The organism is Pantoea sp. SO10 (genome assembly GCF_005281435.1).
GTDB classification, from domain to species: domain Bacteria; phylum Pseudomonadota; class Gammaproteobacteria; order Enterobacterales; family Enterobacteriaceae; genus Pantoea; species Pantoea leporis.
Window position 1 is genome coordinate 1,042,164 of record NZ_CP040095.1, and the last position, 19,277, is coordinate 1,061,440.

Annotated in this window: 16 protein-coding genes; 8 read left to right on the forward strand and 8 right to left on the reverse strand. The window is 52.8% G+C overall.

The genetic code is table 11. The features are described from left to right. Window positions 1-110 precede the first annotated feature (110 nt). On the forward strand, window positions 111-1,631 hold the full coding sequence (locus FCN45_RS04745; RefSeq protein WP_110867746.1) for an aldehyde dehydrogenase family protein: 1,521 nt from the start codon (window positions 111-113) through the stop codon (window positions 1,629-1,631). Between the two features lie 30 nt (window positions 1,632-1,661). Further along, complete coding sequence (gene adhP, locus FCN45_RS04750) at window positions 1,662-2,702, forward strand: alcohol dehydrogenase AdhP (RefSeq protein WP_137385269.1); 1,041 nt, start codon at window positions 1,662-1,664, stop codon at window positions 2,700-2,702. Between the two features lie 33 nt (window positions 2,703-2,735). Here adhP and FCN45_RS04755 read toward each other — a convergent pair whose 3' ends face one another. From FCN45_RS04755 to FCN45_RS04790, 8 genes are all read right to left on the reverse strand, one after another. Next, on the reverse strand, window positions 2,736-4,100 hold the full coding sequence (locus FCN45_RS04755) for an MFS transporter (protein ID WP_137385270.1): 1,365 nt from the start codon (window positions 4,098-4,100) through the stop codon (window positions 2,736-2,738). Between the two features lie 130 nt (window positions 4,101-4,230). Next, window positions 4,231-5,118, reverse strand: coding sequence for a heme o synthase (gene cyoE / locus FCN45_RS04760; protein ID WP_008103945.1), 888 nt, complete (start codon window positions 5,116-5,118; stop codon window positions 4,231-4,233). An 11-nt stretch (window positions 5,119-5,129) separates the two neighbouring features. Further along, entirely contained in the window at window positions 5,130-5,459 is a 330-nt protein-coding gene (locus FCN45_RS04765; protein ID WP_007886986.1) for a cytochrome o ubiquinol oxidase subunit IV, read from the reverse strand. Continuing rightward, entirely contained in the window at window positions 5,459-6,073 is a 615-nt protein-coding gene (locus FCN45_RS04770) for a cytochrome o ubiquinol oxidase subunit III (RefSeq protein WP_007886985.1), read from the reverse strand. The genes FCN45_RS04765 and FCN45_RS04770 overlap by 1 nt, the downstream gene beginning before the upstream one ends. After that, window positions 6,073-8,055: a cytochrome o ubiquinol oxidase subunit I gene (cyoB, locus tag FCN45_RS04775; RefSeq protein ID WP_101762427.1), complete on the reverse strand. Its 1,983-nt coding sequence runs from the start codon at window positions 8,053-8,055 to the stop codon at window positions 6,073-6,075. The genes FCN45_RS04770 and cyoB overlap by 1 nt, the downstream gene beginning before the upstream one ends. Window positions 8,056-8,059: 4 nt before the next feature. After that, window positions 8,060-8,986: a cytochrome o ubiquinol oxidase subunit II gene (gene cyoA / locus FCN45_RS04780; RefSeq protein WP_101762426.1), complete on the reverse strand. Its 927-nt coding sequence runs from the start codon at window positions 8,984-8,986 to the stop codon at window positions 8,060-8,062. A 434-nt stretch (window positions 8,987-9,420) separates the two neighbouring features. After that, window positions 9,421-10,908 carry a muropeptide MFS transporter AmpG gene (gene ampG / locus FCN45_RS04785; protein WP_137385271.1) on the reverse strand — a complete coding sequence of 496 codons (1,488 nt, stop codon included), beginning with the start codon at window positions 10,906-10,908 and terminating at the stop codon, window positions 9,421-9,423. Window positions 10,909-10,962: 54 nt separating this feature from the next. Then, complete coding sequence (locus tag FCN45_RS04790; RefSeq protein ID WP_007886975.1) at window positions 10,963-11,541, reverse strand: lipoprotein; 579 nt, start codon at window positions 11,539-11,541, stop codon at window positions 10,963-10,965. Between the two features lie 267 nt (window positions 11,542-11,808). Here FCN45_RS04790 and bolA point away from each other — a divergent pair, with 267 nt between their 5' ends. The 6 genes from bolA (at window position 11,809) to hupB (ending at window position 19,119) form a co-directional block, all read left to right on the forward strand. Then, window positions 11,809-12,123, forward strand: coding sequence for a transcriptional regulator BolA (gene bolA, locus FCN45_RS04795; protein ID WP_008103937.1), 315 nt, complete (start codon window positions 11,809-11,811; stop codon window positions 12,121-12,123). A gap of 302 nt (window positions 12,124-12,425) precedes the next feature. Then, complete coding sequence (gene tig, locus FCN45_RS04800; protein WP_137385272.1) at window positions 12,426-13,730, forward strand: trigger factor; 1,305 nt, start codon at window positions 12,426-12,428, stop codon at window positions 13,728-13,730. A gap of 335 nt (window positions 13,731-14,065) precedes the next feature. After that, window positions 14,066-14,689, forward strand: coding sequence for an ATP-dependent Clp endopeptidase proteolytic subunit ClpP (clpP, locus tag FCN45_RS04805; protein ID WP_007886971.1), 624 nt, complete (start codon window positions 14,066-14,068; stop codon window positions 14,687-14,689). 129 nt (window positions 14,690-14,818) lie between these two features. Beyond that, window positions 14,819-16,090: an ATP-dependent protease ATP-binding subunit ClpX gene (gene clpX / locus FCN45_RS04810; protein ID WP_008103932.1), complete on the forward strand. Its 1,272-nt coding sequence runs from the start codon at window positions 14,819-14,821 to the stop codon at window positions 16,088-16,090. Window positions 16,091-16,278: 188 nt separating this feature from the next. Beyond that, window positions 16,279-18,633, forward strand: coding sequence for an endopeptidase La (gene lon / locus FCN45_RS04815; RefSeq protein ID WP_101762422.1), 2,355 nt, complete (start codon window positions 16,279-16,281; stop codon window positions 18,631-18,633). A 213-nt stretch (window positions 18,634-18,846) separates the two neighbouring features. Beyond that, window positions 18,847-19,119 carry a nucleoid-associated protein HU-beta gene (gene hupB / locus FCN45_RS04820; protein ID WP_036648244.1) on the forward strand — a complete coding sequence of 91 codons (273 nt, stop codon included), beginning with the start codon at window positions 18,847-18,849 and terminating at the stop codon, window positions 19,117-19,119. Window positions 19,120-19,277 lie beyond the last annotated feature (158 nt).

The following is a 19,277-nucleotide window of genomic DNA, read 5'->3' on the forward strand; positions in this document are numbered from 1 at the left end:
CGTCTGATGAAAAAAGCTGGCACGCCCGCTGCAATAGCTCCTCTGACAGCACGTTTTCTGGAAGGCGACTGAGCCTTCAGAATATCTGACCCTACATAAAGGAGTTTGCGATGCGTTATGCACATCCCGGTACGCCCGGCGCTTTGGTTTCATTCCAGGCGATTTACGGCAACTACATTGCGGGCAAATTCGTCGAGCCGCTCAGCGGCCAATACTTCACTAACACCTCGCCAGTGAATGGCAGCGATATCGCGCAGTTCCCGCGTTCGGATGCGCGCGATATCGATTTAGCGTTGGATGCGGCGCATCAGGCGGCCGATGCCTGGGGAAAAACCAGCGTGCAGCATCGCGCCAACATCCTGTTGCAGGTGGCGGATCGCATTGAGGCCAATCTCGAAAAACTGGCGGTAGCGGAGAGCTGGGATAACGGTAAACCTATTCGCGAAACCCTGAACGCCGATCTGCCGCTGGCGGTGGATCACTTCCGTTACTTCGCCGGTTGCCTGCGCGCGCAAGAGGGCAGCACCGCGGAGATCGATGAAACCACCGTGGCATATCACTTCCATGAACCGCTCGGTGTGGTTGGGCAAATCATTCCGTGGAACTTCCCGCTGTTAATGGCGGCGTGGAAACTGGCGCCAGCGCTGGCGGCGGGCAACTGTGTGGTGCTGAAACCGGCGGAACAGACGCCGCTGGGCATTACGCTGCTGATGGAGGTGATTGGCGATCTGTTCCCGGCTGGCGTGTTGAATGTGGTGCAGGGCTTTGGTCGTGAAGCGGGTGAAGCGCTGGCGACCAGCAAACGCATCGCCAAAATCGCCTTCACCGGTTCAACGCCGGTGGGGCGCCACATTATGGCCTGCGCTGCTGAAAACATCATTCCCTGCACCGTCGAGCTGGGCGGCAAGTCGCCGAATATCTACTTCGCTGATGTGATGGATGGTGAGGACGAGTTTATTGAGAAGGCGGTGGAAGGGTTAGTACTCGGTTTCTTCAATCAGGGGGAAGTCTGTACCTGTCCATCGCGCGCCTTGATTCATGAATCGATCTATCAACCCTTTATGGATCGCGTGATGGCCAAGGTGGCGAACATCCGTCGCGGCGATCCGCTCGATAGCGACACCATGATTGGTGCACAGGCTTCACGCCAGCAATTCGATAAAATCCTGTCGTATATCAACATCGCACGCGACGAAGGCGGGCAAATTCTCACCGGTGGCGATCGCGCCAGCATGGCCACCGAGCTGAATGATGGATTCTACATTCAGCCGACCTTAATCAAAGGAACCAACCAGATGCGCTGTTTCCAGGAGGAGATTTTTGGGCCGGTGATTGGTGTTACCACCTTTAAGGATGAGGCAGAAGCCCTCGCCATCGCCAACGAAACCCAGTTCGGTCTTGGTGCGGGCGTGTGGACGCGCGATACCAATCTGGCTTATCGCATGGGACGCGGCATCAAAGCCGGGCGCGTCTGGACCAACTGTTATCACATCTATCCCGCTCACGCGGCATTCGGCGGCTACAAGCAGTCGGGTGTAGGCCGTGAGACGCACAAAATGGCGCTCAGCGCCTATCAACAAACCAAAAATCTGCTGGTTAGCTATGGCACCGCGCCTTTGGGCCTGTTCTAAGTCCGCATCCGTTCAAGTGGAGAGTGAAAGATGAATATGCAAATCAAAACCACCATGAAAGCCGCTGTTGTGAAGGCTTTTGGTGAACCGTTAGTGATTGAGCAGGTGCCGGTGCCGCAGGTCGGGCCGGGGCAGATTTTAGTGAAGATTGCGGCTACCGGCGTGTGCCATACCGATCTTCACGCGGCCGAAGGCGACTGGCCGATTAAACCCAATCCGCCGTTTATTCCGGGCCACGAAGGTGTGGGCCAGGTTGTGGCGCTCGGCGAGGGCGTTAAGCACCTGAAAATGGGCGATCGCGTCGGTGTGCCATGGCTCTATTCGGCGTGCGGTCACTGCGAACACTGTCTCGATAGCTGGGAAACGCTGTGTCTGTCGCAGCAAAATGCCGGTTACTCAGTGAATGGCAGCTTCGCGGAATACTGCCTCGCCGATGCCAACTATGTCGGCATCATTCCGGATAACGTCGATTACAACGAAATCGCGCCAATCCTCTGTGCCGGCGTCACCGTGTATAAAGGGCTGAAAATGACCGACACCAAACCCGGCGATTGGGTGGTGATTTCCGGTATCGGCGGTTTAGGACATATGGCGGTGCAGTACGCGGTTGCCATGGGTCTGAACGTGGCGGCGGTGGATATTGATGATGAGAAACTGGCATTCGCTAAACGTCTCGGTGCCAGCGTGGTGGCGAATGCGAAAAATGTCGATCCGGCCAAGGTGTTCCAGGAAAGTTTTGGCGGCGCGCATGGCGTGCTGGTCACGGCGGTTTCACCAAAAGCGTTCGAACAGGCGATTGGTACGCTGCGTCGTGGCGGCACCATGGTGCTGAACGGTTTGCCGCCGGGCAAATTCGATCTGTCGATTTTCGATATGGTGTTGGACGGCATTACGGTGCGCGGTTCCATCGTCGGGACGCGCAAAGATCTGCAGGAAGCGCTGGATTTCGCCGGTCGTCACAAGGTGAAAGCCACCGTAGCGGTAGAACCGCTGACTAACATCAACGATATCTTCGCGCGGATGCACGCTGGCAAGATTGAAGGGCGCATCGTGGTGGATATGTCGCTGTAACAAAAAGCCCGACGCGATGGTCGGGCTGGTCACTTAGCAACTGGCGAGCAGCGCTTCGAGTTCGACGCGGCTCGTCACTTTACTGTCGATTTTGATGTAAGCACTTTTCTCTTCTGGCACGATAAACACCGACGCCACGCCGGGCTGCGCTTTCAAACGCTTCTCCAGATTAGGCACCGCCAGCACCGCATCGCTGAGCATAATGCGCAGGCTGCTGACGTAAGGCGGTTCCTGCATCGACATCGCCACAAACAGCCAGGCAGCCGCGACAATCGCACCAACCAGGAACACGCTTTCGGCATCAACATGACCATAGATCCATCCGCCCATGCTGCCGCCAATCGCCACACCAATGAACTGGCTGGTGGAGTAGATGCCCATCGCGGTGCCTTTGTAGCCCGGCGGCGACTCTTTGCTGATCAGTGATGGCAGAATCGCTTCCATCAGGTTGAAGGCGAGGAAGAACAGCTGCACACCAATCACCAGCGTCCAGAAGTGGCCTGCCGCGCCCCACAATACGATTTCTGCAATGATGATGATCGCCACGCAGCCGACAAACACGCGCTTCATGCGGCGCTTCACTTCGGCATAGATAATGAAAGGCACCACGGCCACAAAGGCCACCAGCATCGTCACCAGATAGACTTTCCAGTGCTCGGCCGCCGGTAAACCGGCTTGTTCAAACTGTCCCGGCAGCGCCACGAAGCTCGACATCAGCAGAATGTGCAGGCAGAGAATGCCGATATTCAGTTTTAACAGTTTTGGATTGGTCAACACCGCGCGGATACTGCCTTTCACCATGCCGGATTCGCGGTTCAATACGTGGTTTGGTGCGTTCGGCACCACTAATAAGGTGATGACGATGCCCAGCGTCGCGAGGATGGCGATCATCCAGAACAGCGCGTGCAAGCCGAGTGCGTGGGTGACAATCGGGCCAACTACCATCGCAATAGCAAAAGTGACGCCAAAGCTGATGCCGATAAACGCCATCGCCTTGGTGCGGTTTTGTTCACGGGTTAAATCTGACAGCAACGCCATTACCGCAGCGGCAATCGCGCCGGAGCCTTGTAACGCGCGGCCTAAAATCACGCCCCAAATGGTGTCGGAGGTGGCGGCGATCACGCTGCCGAAAACGAACAGCAGCAGCCCGCCAACGATCAGCGGCTTTCGGCCGACGCGATCGGAGAGCAGACCAAAAGGAATCTGGAAGATGGCTTGTGCCAAACCATAGATACCGATTGCGAACCCAATCAGTGTTTCACTGGCGCCCTGTAACGCCATGCCGTACGTGGTGAGTACCGGCAAGACCATAAACATTCCCAACATGCGCAGGGAAAAAACGGTACCTAAACCCCATGTAGCACGAAGCTCTACTGGCGTCATTTTATTGTCGTTCATGTTTACCTCAAAATTATACTGCGCCCATTTTAGGCAGCAGGGCAGGGCGGGTAAAACATTTGTTCTTAAGCAGTGGTAACAAAAAGAAAGGGCGCGAAATTCGCGCCCTTTCTGGTTTTGCGGAGCTGAATTACCAGACGTAAGTCAGTAAATCTTTCGACGCTGGCGTCATGAAATCAACGGACATCATCACGCTCAGAGCGGTGATAGCGACAATCGAGAACACAAACAGTTTACGCGCCCAAACTTTATCGTTTGAGGTTTTGTAACCTGAAAGCGCCATCCCGAGCCACCACACGCTAACGGCCGCAGCCACCACCAGATATTTGTAGCCCGCGTAACCGCCAAGGGTCAGCATCAGCGTGGCAATCATGAACGCCAGGATATACAGCGTAATATGATTTTTTGCCACCGAGATGCCTTTCACCACTGGCAGAACCGGGATGTTGGCAGCCTGGTAATCTTTAAAGCGGAAGATGGCAATCGCATAGGAGTGCGGCATCTGCCACAGGCTAAAGATAGCCAGTAAAATCAACGCGCCAGCATCAAACTGGTTGGTCACTGCGCAGTAGCCAATCACCGGCGGCGCAGCGCCAGAGAGACTACCAATCAGCGTGCCGTAGACAGAGTTACGCTTCATATAGAGGCTATACACGCCTACGTAAACCACGAAGCCCATCACCGCCAGCCACATGGCCAGCGGGTTAGCGCCGAAATACAGCAACGCAAAGCCAGCAATACCCAATGCGGTTGCATAAACCAGGCTTACTTTCGCCGAGATCAGGCCTTTGACCAGAACACGGTTCCGCGTTCTCTCCATTTTGATGTCGATATCGCGGTCAATCACGTTGTTGAAAACACAACCTGATGCGACAACCAGCGATACGCCAACCAGCGAGGCGAGAAACAGGGTGTAATCAATGCTGCCTTTCGAAGCCAGCAGGAATCCACCGATCACAGAAATTAAATTGCCGAAAATAATTCCTGGTTTTGTTACTTGCAGGTATTGCTTAATCATTACGCGACTCTTTAGTGGGCCATCATGTTGTAGTTGAGGTTCCACATAATCCACAGTGAGCCTACGACAACAATCAAGATGATGAGTGCTGAGAAGACAATGGCCACCATGTTCCAGCCACCTTCTGATTTGCTGTCTAAGTGCAGGAAGTAGACCAGGTGAACCAGCACCTGCACTACCGCACACACCAGAACCACACCCAGAATAGTGCCGTGTGAAGCGCCGCCATCCATGACCATCCAGAACGGAATACCGGTCAGGATGATAGAGAGGACGAAGCCGATCATGTAAGACTTCACGCTACCGTGAGAAGCGCCATGTTCGTTAACAGAATGACTCATTACATGGCTCCCATCAGGTAGACAACGGTGAATACGCAGATCCAAACCACATCCAGGAAGTGCCAGAACAAGCTCAGGCACATGATACGGGTGCGGTTGGTTGCAGTCAGACCACGTTTAGAAATCTGGAACATCATCACTGCCATCCAGATCAGGCCAGAGGTCACGTGCAGACCGTGCGTGCCGACCAGCGTAAAGAACGCTGACAGGAAGCCGCTGCGATCGGGACCGAAGCCTTCTTTGATCAGGTGATGGAATTCATAGATTTCCATGCCGATAAAGCCAGCACCGAACAGGAAGGTCAACGCTAACCAGCTGATGACCGAGCCCTTGTTCTGGTTGTTCATCGCAATCACTGCCATACCATAGGTAATGGAGCTGAGCAGCAGCAGCGCGGTTTCGACCAGAACGAACGGCAGTTCGAAGATGTCTTTACCTGCCGGGCCACCGGCAGTGTTATTGACCATAACTGCATAGGTCGCAAACAGGGTTGCGAAGATAATGCAGTCACTCATCAGGTAGATCCAGAAGCCAAAGACTTTATTGGCTCCTGCATCGTGATGCCCATGCTCCGCATGGGCGTCGTGGTGGTGTTTTGCAGTTTCAGTTGACATTATTTCAGACCTGCTTTGCTGATTTCGTCAAAGTGCTTCTTCTCGATCTGCTCGACTTCAGCAACCGGTACGTAGTAATCCACGTCTTCATCGAAGCTCTTCACAATCCAGGTGATGATGGTGCCCACGAAGGTGAGGCCAGCCAGCCACCAGATATGCCAGATCATGGCGAAACCGAACACAGTCATCAGAGCCGCGATAACAACAGCTGCGCCACTGTTTTTCGGCATATGAATTTCTTCATATTTTTCTGGCTGCTTGTACGCTTCGCCTTTCTCTTTCATTTCCCAGAACGCATCGCGCTCATGGATATGCGGGATAACAGCAAAGTTGTAGAACGGCGGCGGTGAAGAGGTTGCCCACTCCAGCGTACGTCCACCCCACGGGTCACCGGTCAGATCACGGTTCTGGTCGCGATCACGTACAGAAACGTAGAACTGGGTAACCTGGCACAGGATACCGCAAGCGATCAGCGCCGCACCGCCTGCTGCAACCACCAGCAGTGAGTGGAACTGAGGATCGATGTCCTGGCTGATACGACGCGTCATGCCCATGAAGCCCAGCGCATACAGCGGCATGAATGCCACGAAGAAGCCGATGATCCAGAACCAGAACGCGCGGATACCCCATTTTTCGTTCAGCGTGAAGCCGAACGCTTTCGGGAACCAGTAGGTCACGCCAGCCATACAACCGAACACCACACCACCGATAATCACGTTATGGAAGTGGGCGATCAGGAACAGGCTGTTGTGCAGAATGAAGTCCGCACCTGGAACCGCCAGCAGAACACCTGTCATACCACCAATAGAGAAGGTAACCAGGAAGCCGATGGTCCACAGCATCGCTGAGTGGAACTCAACGCGACCCTGATACATGGTGAACAGCCAGTTGAAGATTTTCACGCCGGTCGGGATAGCGATGATCATCGTCATGATACCGAAGAAGGCGTTTACGTTCGCGCCCGCACCCATGGTGAAGAAGTGGTGCAGCCAAACGATGAACGACAGAACGGTAATCGCGATGGTCGCCCACACCAGAGAGGTATAACCGAACAGACGCTTTTTAGAGAAGGTCGCCGTGACTTCAGCGAAGACACCAAACACCGGCAGAACCAGGATGTACACTTCCGGGTGACCCCAGACCCAAATCAGGTTGACGTACATCATCATGTTACCGCCCATTTCATTGGTGAAGAAATGGAAGCCAAGGTAACGGTCAAGCGTCAACAGTGCCAGCGTAACGGTCAGTACCGGGAACGCAGCGATGATCAGGACGTTAGTACACAGTGATGCCCAGGTGAATACCGGCATTTTGAACAGGTCCATGCCCGGCGCACGCATCTTCAGAATGGTCACGAAGAAGTTGATACCGGTCAGTGTCGTACCGATACCGGACAGCTGGAGACTCCAGATCCAGTAATCGACCCCGACGCCAGGACTGTACTCCGCACCCGAAAGCGGCGGATAAGCCAACCAGCCGGTCTGTGCGAACTCGCCCACACCCAGAGAGATGTTCACCAGGATCACACCGATCGCGGTAAACCAGAAGCTCAGGTTGTTCAGGAACGGGAAGGCAACGTCACGAGCACCGATTTGCAGCGGTACCGCGATGTTCATCAGACCTACCACGAACGGCATCGCCACGAAGAAGATCATGATCACGCCGTGAGCGGTGAAGATCTGGTCGTAGTGGTGCGGCGGTAGTATGCCGGCTTCCCCAGCGGAAGCCATCACTTGTTGGGTACGCATCATTACCGCATCGGCAAAGCCGCGCAGCAACATGACGAAAGCCATGATGATGTACATGATACCCAGTTTTTTGTGGTCAATGGAGGTGAACCATTCTGACCACAGGTACTGCCACTTACCAAAGTAGGTAATCGCAGCAACCAGCGCCAGACCACCTAAGATGATAGCGGCGACCGTAACCACGATAATGGGTTCGTGGTATGGCACTGCATCCAGTGTTAATTTTCCGAACATCGTATTATTCCTCGGCTCCCGCGGAAGCGGCGTGACTCATGTCCATGCCTTTATGTTCTGGCATGTCCATCTTCCCGTGGCTCATCATGAACTTATCAATTACTTGCTTGAACAGTTCTGGATTTGCCGTTGAGAAATATTCCACCGGGTGATTTTCGCTTGGCGTAGCCAGTTTCTCGAAATCATCCATGGTGTTCAGCGCGTTAGGTGCCGCTTTAACTTTGGCAACCCACTGCTGGAATTCCGCATCGTCTTTAGTTGCAATGGCTTTGAACTTCATGCCAGAGAAACCACGACCACTGAAGTTCGCAGAGATACCGTCAAATGTTCCTGGCTCGTTGGCGATCAGATGCAATTTGGTCTGCATACCGGCCATCGCATAGATCTGGCTGCCGAGAGTAGGAATAAAGAAGGAGTTCATCACGGAGTTGGAGGTGATCTTGAAGTTCACCGGAGTGTTTGCCGGGAAGGCAATCTGGTTGACGGTTGCAATACCCTGTTCCGGGTAAATGAACAGCCATTTCCAGTCCAGTGCCACTACGTCGATCTCAACCGGTTTAACGTCAGAAACCAGCGGTTTGCTCGGCTCCAGCGCGTGGGTTGATTTCCAGGTCAAAACGCCGAGGAAGATAATGATCAGGATCGGAATGGTCCAGACCACGGCTTCCACTTTGTTTGAGTGTGACCAGTTAGGGCTATATGTTGCGTTAGTATTGGTTGCCCGATATTTCCAGGCAAAGAATACTGCCATGAAGACTGCCGGGATAACTACGATCATCATCAAGCCGAAAGCTGTCAGAATCAACGAACGTTGCTCCAGTGCAATCTGTCCTTTGGGATTTAACAACGCACTATCGCAGCCACTGAGTAATACAGCGCCTGCAATTAATGACAAAATCCCCAAACTTTTATTGTATTTACTGAGTCTCATTTAACGACCTCAATGACAAAGGGCTCTATTGTCGTTTAAGTGTGCGCGCATTTTACGGGAAGGTTTATGCAGTGTAAACCAGCTTAAGGATGTGTCAGAAGGCTGTTGACACCTTTTGCTAAGGGTGTCACAGATGTTACGCAGGGTGACAAATTATTAACTGCGACAAGCAGTTGGCATCAATATAACAAAAACCAATGGTAGAAACCGCAGAAAAATCAGGGAAAGTATAAACCGTACTCTTAATACTCATTTATTTAACATTTCTGCATCATTTCGGCGATGACTTTTATACAAAGTAATTGCGCACCGGATTTAAATATTCGCTCGCAGTTGTTAATTTAATGTTTCTAATTCGCTTTAAAAAAAATGCTATTGGGAAAATGAGCAACTGATATTTTTAGCCCATTATTTCGTTATGAAAATTGGCTTACTCAACCCAGATTTTCCCGCGCAGCTTTTTTTAATGCCAAACTATCCAAAATAACCCCGAGTGCGACCGCCAACAGCGCAAATGCCATGCCGGCTTCAAACATTGGCGTAAGTAGCGCATCAATCTGCACAACGCCGCTGGCGTTAAGGGCTAAAGCCAGTAACCACAAGGCCAGTAAGCCGCTGCCGATGCTAAACAGACGCACCGTCCAGCGGTAACCTTGCGGCCACAAGCTGCGCATCACAAACTCTCCGCTTTGCTGCATGCTATGCAAAGTGCCGCGACACAGCCATAACAGCAGTAATCCCGGTACGCCAGCAAACACGGTGAAAGCATAGAAGGTGGGCCAGCCCCACATTTCGACCAGCCAACCGGCGGCGGGACCGACGTAAACCCGGCCCACGGCGGAGAGGGCAGAGAGCAGTGCGAACTGCGTCGCCGAGAAGGATTTGTTGCACAATGTCATCAGTAACGCGACAAAGGCCGCGGTACCCATGCCGCCGCACAGGTTTTCAATGAAGACCGCGCTGGCCATGCTCCACAAGTGCGGTGGCGTTACCGCCAGCAACCAGTAAGCAAAATTCGACACCGCTTGCAGCACGCCAAAAATCATCAGGGCGCGGAACAAACTCAGGCGCTGCATCAGCACGCCGCCATACAGCGCACCAATCATGGTGGCCAACAAACCCAGCGTTTTGTTCACCAGACCGACATCGCCCGCGCTAAAGCCGACGCCGCGAATCAGGAAGGTGGTGGTGAGCGAGGCGGCAAATGCATCGCCAAGCTTGTAAAGGATAATTAGCGTGATCAGCAGCCAGGCATTGTTACGCTGGAAGAAGTCTTTCAGCGGGAATGTCACGGCCTGGCGTAGCGAGTGCGGTTCGCGCGCTGGCGCCACCGGTTCTTTCGCCAGCAACGTGGCGATCAGGCCCGGCACCATCAGCAGCGCCATTAGCCAGTAAGTGGCTTGCCAGCCGAGGTAGCGATCCGCAATCCACAGCGCCAGTCCGCCTGAAATCAACATCGCCAGACGATAGCCCAGCACGGTGATTGCCGCGCCGCTGCCGCGCTCCTCCGGCGGCAGTACATCGGTTTTCCAGGCATCGAACACGATATCCTGCGAAGCCGAACAGAAGGCAACCAGCACCGCCAGCGCGGCCAACAGCGTTAAGTCACGCGAAGGCTGCATAAAGCCCATGGCAATAATGCCGCCTATCAGCGCCAGCTGCGTGACCAGCAGCCAGCCGCGACGGCGGCCAAGAAACGGTGGCGTATAGCGATCCATCATCGGCGACCACAGGAACTTAAACACGTAAGCCTGACCGACAAGGGAGAAGAAACCGATGGTTTTCAGGTCAACATTCTCTACCGTCATCCACGCTTGTAATGTTCCGGCGGTTAACGCCAGCGGTAAGCCTGAGGCAAAACCCAGCAGCAGCAATACCGCCGCATTACGTTGGGTAAAAATTCGCAGATAGTGAGATGTCATAGCCAACCTGAAATGAAGCCCGGCTGAGAGTCGCCGGGCAAAATACTGCGGAAATTAGCGGGCGTTCTGCTTAATGAAGTTGTGAACGCTGGTGTCCTGCGCCATATCAGCAATCACGTCACTCAGGGTTGAGTTAACCGCGTTGGTGATCTTCGCGTTGGTGGCGGTAAACGCGCCTTCTACGCTGTAAGTCTGGCGATAGTTTTTCACCTGCTTGTTACCGTTTTTCGCGGTGGCGATGATGGAAATATCCGCTTTGGTGGTAATGCTGTAGCGCACGTTGCCTTGTGTCACATCCGCATACAGACCATTCACCACGATCTGCAGATCAACGGCACCGCTCGGGCCGATCATGTAGCCGCGTGACGTCATCTGCTTCTCTAACACTTCCTGCAGCAGGAAACGCAAGTCGCGTGATGGTGTCAGCGTGATCAACTGACCATCGCGGTTTACTTTGGCCAGCGCCTGATCGGAACGTTGATCGGCACCGTTAACGCTGATGGTGACGCCCATCAGGCTTGGATCTTGCTGCGGTAATTGAATCTTCGGCTGAATATCCAATGTGGTGTTGTTGCTGGCACAGCCGGCCAAAATAAAAGCAGCCAGCAGAGGGAATAACAGTTTTTTCAACATACTCATTCTCGTTAGCATATGGGTTGGTTTGCAAAACTGGGGCCATCATAGCATTGCGCAGCGGTGAAAAAAGCCCCGGGCCAATGGAAATTGATTGTAAAGGCTTTTTTCGGACAGGATGAAACGCCAGCCAGTTGACCTGAGAGATAAGCAAGTTACTATGCGCAGCGCTGGCGGATTTATTTACGGCCAACCTGCGGAAGCGGTGAAAAACCTACTAATATTTAAACAGATGGGCACAGCGCTCGCCGGAAAGGAGTGTTAATCATGATTCGCGAACAAATAGAAGAAAAGTTGCGTAACGCTTTCGAGCCTGCACATCTTGAAGTGCATGATGAAAGCTACCGTCATAACGTGCCCGCCGGTTCTGAAAGTCACTTTAAAGTGGTGATTGTCAGCGATCGATTTACCGGTCAGCGCTTTCTGCAACGTCATCGCGCTATTTATGGCGAACTGGCGACCGAATTAGCGGGCAGCGTACACGCGCTGGCACTGCATACTTACACGCAAAAAGAGTGGGATGGATTGCAGGATACGGTTTTGGCCTCGCCGAATTGTCGCGGCGCGGGAACGCTCGCCTGAATTCCCTTTTTACTCATCCTTAAAAACGGCCTGCGGGCCGTTTTCTTTTCATTTATTACACTCAAACGCGATCTACGGCGCAAAAAAGCAGCAAAACCGCTAAAAAGTGGTGAGTTTGCAGCCTCGACTCATTCCAGCGATGCCGCTATAATGCTGCGTCTATTTTTCCGGAATGTCTTCGGGACGCTTCTGGTGACAGGGATTTGGTTCTGCCTGCAGAGGCCGTCCCGGTTGTTGGATACGGCGCATTTTATGTGTGGTGTCTGAAGTTGACCGAGCACGTGATTTTTTGAGGTAACAAGATGACAGTTTCAGTAGAAACCACTCAGGGTCTGGGCCGTCGCATTTCGATTACTGTTGCAGCTGACAGCATCGAAAGCGCAGTAAAGAAAGAACTGGTGGAAGTGGCTAAGAAAGTCCGTATCGACGGTTTCCGTAAAGGCAAAGTGCCGGCACACATCATTTCTCAGCGCTACGGTGCTTCTGTTCGCCAGGACGTGCTGGGCGAGCTGATGACGCGCAACTTCGTTGACGCCATCATCAAAGAGAAAATCAATCCGGCTGGCGCACCAAACTATGTGCCGGGCGAATATAAAGAAGGCGAAGACTTCACCTACGCGGTTGAGTTCGAAGTGTATCCAGAAGTTGAGCTGAAAGGCCTGGACGCAATCGAAGTTGAGAAGCCAGTGGTAGAAGTGACAGACGCTGACGTTGATACCATGCTGGAAACCCTGCAGAAGCAGCAGGCGACCTGGAAAGAGAGCGATGCCGCAGCGACAGCTGAAGATCGCGCGACCATCGACTTCAGCGGTTCTGTTGACGGCGAACAGTTTGAAGGCGGCAAAGCCTCTGACTTCGTGCTGGCAATGGGCCAGGGCCGTATGATCCCAGGCTTCGAAGAGGGCGTTGTTGGCCACAAAGCCGGCGAAACCTTCACTATCGACGTGAAATTCCCAGACGATTACCATGCAGAAAACCTGAAAGGGAAAGATGCGAAGTTCGAAATCGTGCTGAAGAAAGTTGAAACTCGCGAACTGCCAGAGCTGACTGAAGAGTTCATCAAGCGCTTTGGCGTGGAAGATGGTTCAGTTGCCGGTCTGCGTGCTGAAGTGCGTAAGAACATGGATCGCGAGCTGAAAGGTGCTATCCGTAACCGCGTCAAGACGCAGGCAATCGACGGTCTGGTTAACGCCAACGACATCGACGTTCCGGTTGCGCTGATCGACAGCGAAATTGACGTTCTGCGTCGTCAGGCTGCACAGCGTTTTGGTGGCAACGAGAAGCAAGCGCTGGAACTGCCACGCGAACTGTTCGAAGAGCAGGCTAAACGTCGCGTCGTTGTGGGTCTGCTGTTGGGCGAAGTGATTCGTATCAACGAACTGCAGGCTGACGAAGATCGCGTTAAAACGCTGATCGAAGAGATGGCTTCTGCGTACGAAGATCCGCAGGAAGTGATCGAGTTCTACAGCAAGAATAGCGAGCTGATGAACAACATGCGCAACGTGGCTCTGGAAGAGCAAGCGGTTGAAGCGGTACTGGCGAAAGCGAAAGTGACCGATAAAGCCACTAACTTCCAGGAACTGATGAACCAGACCTCTGCGGCCTGATTCATTCGTTAACCGTTAGTGCTAAGCCCGTGACTGAAAAGTCGCGGGCTTTTTCGTTTCTGGCGCCAAATACACCGATTTGCCCTCTATTTGCTTAATTAATCGGCAAATTATCCGCTAAGCTCTTTTTCCGTGTTAGCGAATGGGCAAAAGGTTGTTATGCTTGAAACAACTGGGCAGCATCCCCAGATACAGGGAGAATGCATGAAAACAGTGAGACTGACTGATTAACCGTCTTGTTACTGCGGAGTGAGACTGCAGCGCATAGTTTTCCCGGCGCGCCTCACGTAAAATCGGTACAGAATGTTGCCAATGAAATTTATCAGGAGACGGTAATGTCATACAGTGGCGATCGTGAATTTACTGCACCGCACATGGCGCTGGTGCCAATGGTGGTCGAACAAACCTCGCGCGGCGAGCGTTCTTACGACATCTACTCTCGCCTGCTCAAAGAGCGTGTGATCTTCCTGACTGGTCAGGTTGAAGATCATATGGCTAACCTGATCGTGGCGCAGATGCTGTTTCTGGAAGCTGAGAATCCTGAAAAAGACATTTACCTCTACATTAACTCGCCAGGCGGCGTGATTACTGCTGGGATGTCGATTTATGACACAATGAAGTTTATCAAGCCGGATGTCAGCACCATCTGTATGGGGCAGGCTTGTTCAATGGGTGCGTTCCTGCTGACAGCAGGCACCAAAGGCAAACGTTTCTGCCTGCCTAATTCACGTGTGATGATTCATCAGCCGTTGGGCGGCTATCAGGGCCAGGCGACGGATATTGAAATCCATGCGCGCGAAATCCTGAAAGTGAAGCAGCGCATGAATGAGCTGATGGCTGAGCACACTGGCAAATCGCTGGAAGAGATTGAACGCGACACTGAGCGCGATCGTTTCCTCTCTGCGGGCGAAGCGGTTGAGTACGGTTTGGTTGACTCAATCCTGACGCATCGCCAATAAGACACATCTGTCTGCCCCTTACGCTATAGTTAACGGGTAGCAGGCAGATGGGTTGAATGCATATCGGCCGTTGATGTACGGCCAGCGCCGTACAACAAATTTGGTCTGAGAAAGAAAAGAGGTTAGCTGATGACAGATAAGCGCAAAGACGGTTCAGGTAAGTTGCTGTACTGCTCTTTCTGCGGCAAAAGCCAGCATGAAGTCCGTAAGCTAATTGCCGGGCCGTCAGTGTACATTTGCGATGAGTGCGTTGATCTTTGCAACGACATCATTCGCGAAGAGATTAAGGAAGTTGCGCCGCATCGCGAGCGTAGCTCACTGCCGACGCCGCATGAAATCCGCCATCACCTCGATGACTATGTTATTGGTCAGGAAAGGGCGAAGAAAGTGCTGGCAGTAGCGGTGTATAACCACTACAAACGCCTGCGCAATGGCGATACCAGCAACGGTATTGAACTGGGCAAAAGTAACATTTTGCTTATCGGTCCAACCGGTAGCGGTAAAACACTGTTGGCCGAAACGCTGGCGCGCTTGCTGGATGTGCCCTTCACGATGGCGGATGCCACCACGCTGACCGAAGCGGGTTATGTGGGTGAAGACGTTGAAAACATCATCCAAAAGCTGCTGCAGAAGTGTGATTACGACGTGCAGAAAGCGCAGCGCGGCATTGTCTACATCGATGAAATCGACAAGATTTCTCGTAAGTCTGACAACCCGTCGATCACCCGTGACGTCTCGGGCGAAGGCGTACAGCAAGCGCTGTTGAAACTGATTGAAGGCACCGTGGCTGCCGTACCGCCGCAGGGCGGACGTAAACATCCGCAGCAGGAGTTCTTGCAGGTTGATACCTCCAAGATTCTGTTTATCTGTGGTGGCGCATTCGCCGGTCTCGACAAGGTGATCTCCCAGCGTGTTGAAACCGGGTCCGGCATCGGCTTCGGTGCAACCGTGAAGGGCAAATCCCAGAAGGCGAGTGAAGGCGAATTGCTGTCTCAGGTTGAGCCAGAAGATTTGATCAAGTTTGGCCTGATTCCTGAGTTCATCGGTCGTTTGCCGGTTGTGGCAACGCTGAGCGAACTGAGTGAAGAAGCGCTGATTCAGATCCTGCGTGAGCCGAAGAATGCGCTGACCAAACAGTATCAGGCGCTGTTCAATCTGGAAGGCGTAGAACTGGAATTCCGCGACGAAGCCTTAACGGCAATCGCTAAAAAAGCGATGTCACGTAAAACCGGTGCGCGTGGTCTGCGTTCTATCGTTGAAGGTGCGTTACTTGAAACTATGTACGACCTGCCTTCGATGGATGACGTTGAAAAAGTGGTGATTGATGAATCAGTCATTGAAGGTCAATCCGAGCCGATGTTGATTTATGGAAAGCATGAAGCCCAGGCTTCTGGTGAATAAATAAACAATTGCACCACGTTGTTATCTTAAAAAAGGGGAAAAATCTTTCCCCTTTTGTTTTTCTCTCGCCAGTGACATTGAATGTCGTACAAGCATCCCCATATACTCAATATCCTGTGGGTTTAACTGCAAAACCTCTATTGCGCGGTACCCATCACCTGGCGGACATTAAACTAAGAGAGAGCTCTATGAATCCTGAGCGTTCTGAACGCATTGAAATCCCCGTGTTGCCGTTGCGCGACGTGGTGGTTTATCCGCACATGGTAATTCCGTTGTTTGTTGGCCGGGAAAAATCGATTCGGTGCCTCGAAGCCGCGATGGATCATGATAAAAAGATCATGCTGGTTGCACAGAAAGAGGCTTCAACGGATGAACCTGGCATTAACGATCTCTTCTCAGTAGGGACCGTCGCTTCTGTATTGCAGATGCTGAAACTTCCAGATGGCACGGTAAAAGTGCTGGTCGAAGGTTTACAACGCGCGCACATCACCACGCTGGCTGATAATGGCGACCATTTTGTTGCCCAGGCCGAATACCTTGTCTCGCCAGAAATTGAAGAGCGCGAGCAGGAAGTGCTGGTGCGCACGGCCATCAACCAGTTTGAAGGCTACATCAAGCTTAATAAAAAAATCCCACCTGAGGTCTTAACCTCCCTCAACAGCATCGATGATGCGGCTCGTCTGGCCGATACCGTCGCAGCGCATATGCCGCTGAAACTGGCTGATAAACAGTCCGTGCTGGAGATGTCCGACGTCAATGAACGTCTGGAATATCTGATGGCGATGATGGAATCAGAAATCGATCTGCTGCAGGTTGAGAAGCGCATTCGCAACCGCGTTAAAAAGCAGATGGAAAAAAGCCAGCGTGAGTACTATCTGAATGAGCAAATGAAAGCCATTCAGAAAGAGCTGGGCGAAATGGATGATGCGCCGGATGAGTACGAGGCGCTGAAACGTAAGATTGAAGCGGCCAAAATGCCGACCGAAGCGCGTGAAAAAGCCGAAGCTGAGCTGCAGAAGCTGAAGATGATGTCGCCGATGTCTGCAGAAGCGACCGTGGTGCGTGGCTACATCGACTGGATGGTTCAGGTTCCGTGGGTGGCGCGCAGCAAGGTGAAAAAAGACCTGCGTAAAGCGCAGGAAACGCTGGATATCGACCATTACGGTCTGGAGCGCGTCAAAGATCGCATCCTTGAGTATCTTGCGGTGCAAAGTCGCGTTAGCAAAATCAAAGGCCCGATTCTGTGCCTAGTTGGACCGCCGGGTGTGGGTAAAACCTCGCTGGGACAGTCGATTGCTAAGGCCACCGGACGTAAATACGTGCGTATGGCGCTGGGTGGCGTGCGTGATGAAGCGGAAATCCGCGGACATCGTCGTACCTACATCGGTTCTATGCCTGGCAAGCTGATCCAGAAAATGGCGAAAGTGGGCGTCAAAAACCCGCTGTTCCTGCTGGATGAGATCGACAAAATGTCTTCTGACATGCGTGGCGATCCGGCTTCAGCGCTGCTTGAGGTGCTGGATCCTGAGCAGAACATCGCGTTTAACGATCACTATCTGGAAGTGGATTACGATCTCTCTGACGTTATGTTCGTGGCGACCTCAAACTCCATGAACATCCCAGCACCGTTGCTTGACCGTATGGAAGTGATTCGTCTCTCCGGTTACACCGAAGATGAAAAGCTGAACATCGCGAAGCAACATTTGCTGCCGAAGCAGATTGAACGTAATGCGCTGAAAGAGAAAGAGATCACCGTCGACGATAGCGCGATTGTTGGCATCATCCGCTACTACACTCGTGAAGCGGGCGTGCGTAGTCTGGAGCGCGAACTCTCCAAGCTGTGCCGTAAAGCAGTGAAGGCGCTACTGATGGATAAGTCGAAAAAGCACATCGTGATCAATGGCGATAATCTCAAGGATTTCCTTGGCGTGCAGCGCTTTGATTATGGTCGCGCAGAGAGCGAAAGCCGTGTGGGTCAGGTGACCGGACTGGCGTGGACGGAAGTGGGCGGCGATCTGCTGACCATTGAAACCGCCTGCGTACCAGGTAAAGGCAAGCTGACGTACACCGGTTCGCTGGGCGAAGTGATGCAGGAATCGATTCAGGCCGCGCTGACTGTGGTGCGCGCGCGTGCAGAGAAACTGGGCATCAACGGTGATTTCTACGAGAAACGCGACATCCACGTGCACGTACCAGAAGGTGCGACACCGAAAGATGGCCCGAGCGCCGGTATCGCTATGTGCACCGCGCTGGTGTCTTGCTTAACCGGTAACCCGGTGCGTTCTGATGTCGCAATGACCGGTGAAATCACCCTGCGTGGTCTGGTTCTGCCGATTGGTGGCCTGAAAGAGAAGTTGCTGGCGGCACACCGTGGCGGCATCAAAACCGTGCTGATCCCGGACGAAAACAAGCGCGATCTGGAGGATATTCCCCAGAACGTGATTGCTGATCTCGAGATTCATCCGGTGAAGCGTATTGAAGAAGTGCTGAACCTGGCACTGGAAAATGCGCCTTACGGCATGCAGGTTGCGACCGCAAAATAGTGATTAGCGGCATAAACCGCTAAAAAGCGAAGCTGGCAGGCAAAATGGTGCTTGCCAGCTTTTTTTTGTGCCGCTAACTTAGTGGGCTGCTGGATCAACGATTAAGATGAATACCGTTGTTTCAGCTCCACAGGCTTGATATAACTGGCTGCGCGTTCGCACCGGGCGGGAAGCACGGGTGCGATGTGAATAATAAAAGAGGGGATGAAGAGAGTGAATAAGTCACAGTTGATCGACAAAATTGCTGCAGATGCTGACATTTCTAAAGCGGCAGCGGGACGTGTTTTAGATGCATTCATGGACTCCGTTACCGAAGCTCTGAAGGGCGGTGATGAAGTAGCACTGGTTGGTTTCGGTACTTTCTCTGTACGTGAGCGTGCAGCTCGTACAGGCCGTAACCCACAAACGGGTAAAGAGCTCACCATTCCGGCTGGTAAAGTTCCGGGCTTCCGTGCTGGTAAAGCACTGAAAGATTCCGTCAATTAATGACCGCTGATACATCCATTGAAGCATTTTCTTCCGTGGATTGAGGACGCAAAAGCCGTTCTCATGTAACATACGGGCACATCATTTTTGATGTGCCTTTTTTATTCTTGATGCGCGGCGATAGCCTTTGGTTGTTGTCTCCGCATGGTTGCCAACTG

Bases quoted from the DNA above. Each gene is read 5' to 3' on its own strand.
- FCN45_RS04745 (WP_110867746.1), top strand. From the start codon at position 111: ATGCGTTATGCACATCCCGGTACGCCCGGCGCTTTGGTTTCATTCCAG.
- adhP (WP_137385269.1), top strand. From the start codon at position 1,662: ATGAATATGCAAATCAAAACCACCATGAAAGCCGCTGTTGTGAAGGCT.
- FCN45_RS04755 (WP_137385270.1), bottom strand. From the start codon at position 4,100: ATGAACGACAATAAAATGACGCCAGTAGAGCTTCGTGCTACATGGGGT.
- cyoE (WP_008103945.1), bottom strand. From the start codon at position 5,118: ATGATTAAGCAATACCTGCAAGTAACAAAACCAGGAATTATTTTCGGC.
- FCN45_RS04765 (WP_007886986.1), bottom strand. From the start codon at position 5,459: ATGAGTCATTCTGTTAACGAACATGGCGCTTCTCACGGTAGCGTGAAG.
- FCN45_RS04770 (WP_007886985.1), bottom strand. From the start codon at position 6,073: ATGTCAACTGAAACTGCAAAACACCACCACGACGCCCATGCGGAGCAT.
- cyoB (WP_101762427.1), bottom strand. From the start codon at position 8,055: ATGTTCGGAAAATTAACACTGGATGCAGTGCCATACCACGAACCCATT.
- cyoA (WP_101762426.1), bottom strand. From the start codon at position 8,986: ATGAGACTCAGTAAATACAATAAAAGTTTGGGGATTTTGTCATTAATT.
- ampG (WP_137385271.1), bottom strand. From the start codon at position 10,908: ATGACATCTCACTATCTGCGAATTTTTACCCAACGTAATGCGGCGGTA.
- FCN45_RS04790 (WP_007886975.1), bottom strand. From the start codon at position 11,541: ATGTTGAAAAAACTGTTATTCCCTCTGCTGGCTGCTTTTATTTTGGCC.
- bolA (WP_008103937.1), top strand. From the start codon at position 11,809: ATGATTCGCGAACAAATAGAAGAAAAGTTGCGTAACGCTTTCGAGCCT.
- tig (WP_137385272.1), top strand. From the start codon at position 12,426: ATGACAGTTTCAGTAGAAACCACTCAGGGTCTGGGCCGTCGCATTTCG.
- clpP (WP_007886971.1), top strand. From the start codon at position 14,066: ATGTCATACAGTGGCGATCGTGAATTTACTGCACCGCACATGGCGCTG.
- clpX (WP_008103932.1), top strand. From the start codon at position 14,819: ATGACAGATAAGCGCAAAGACGGTTCAGGTAAGTTGCTGTACTGCTCT.
- lon (WP_101762422.1), top strand. From the start codon at position 16,279: ATGAATCCTGAGCGTTCTGAACGCATTGAAATCCCCGTGTTGCCGTTG.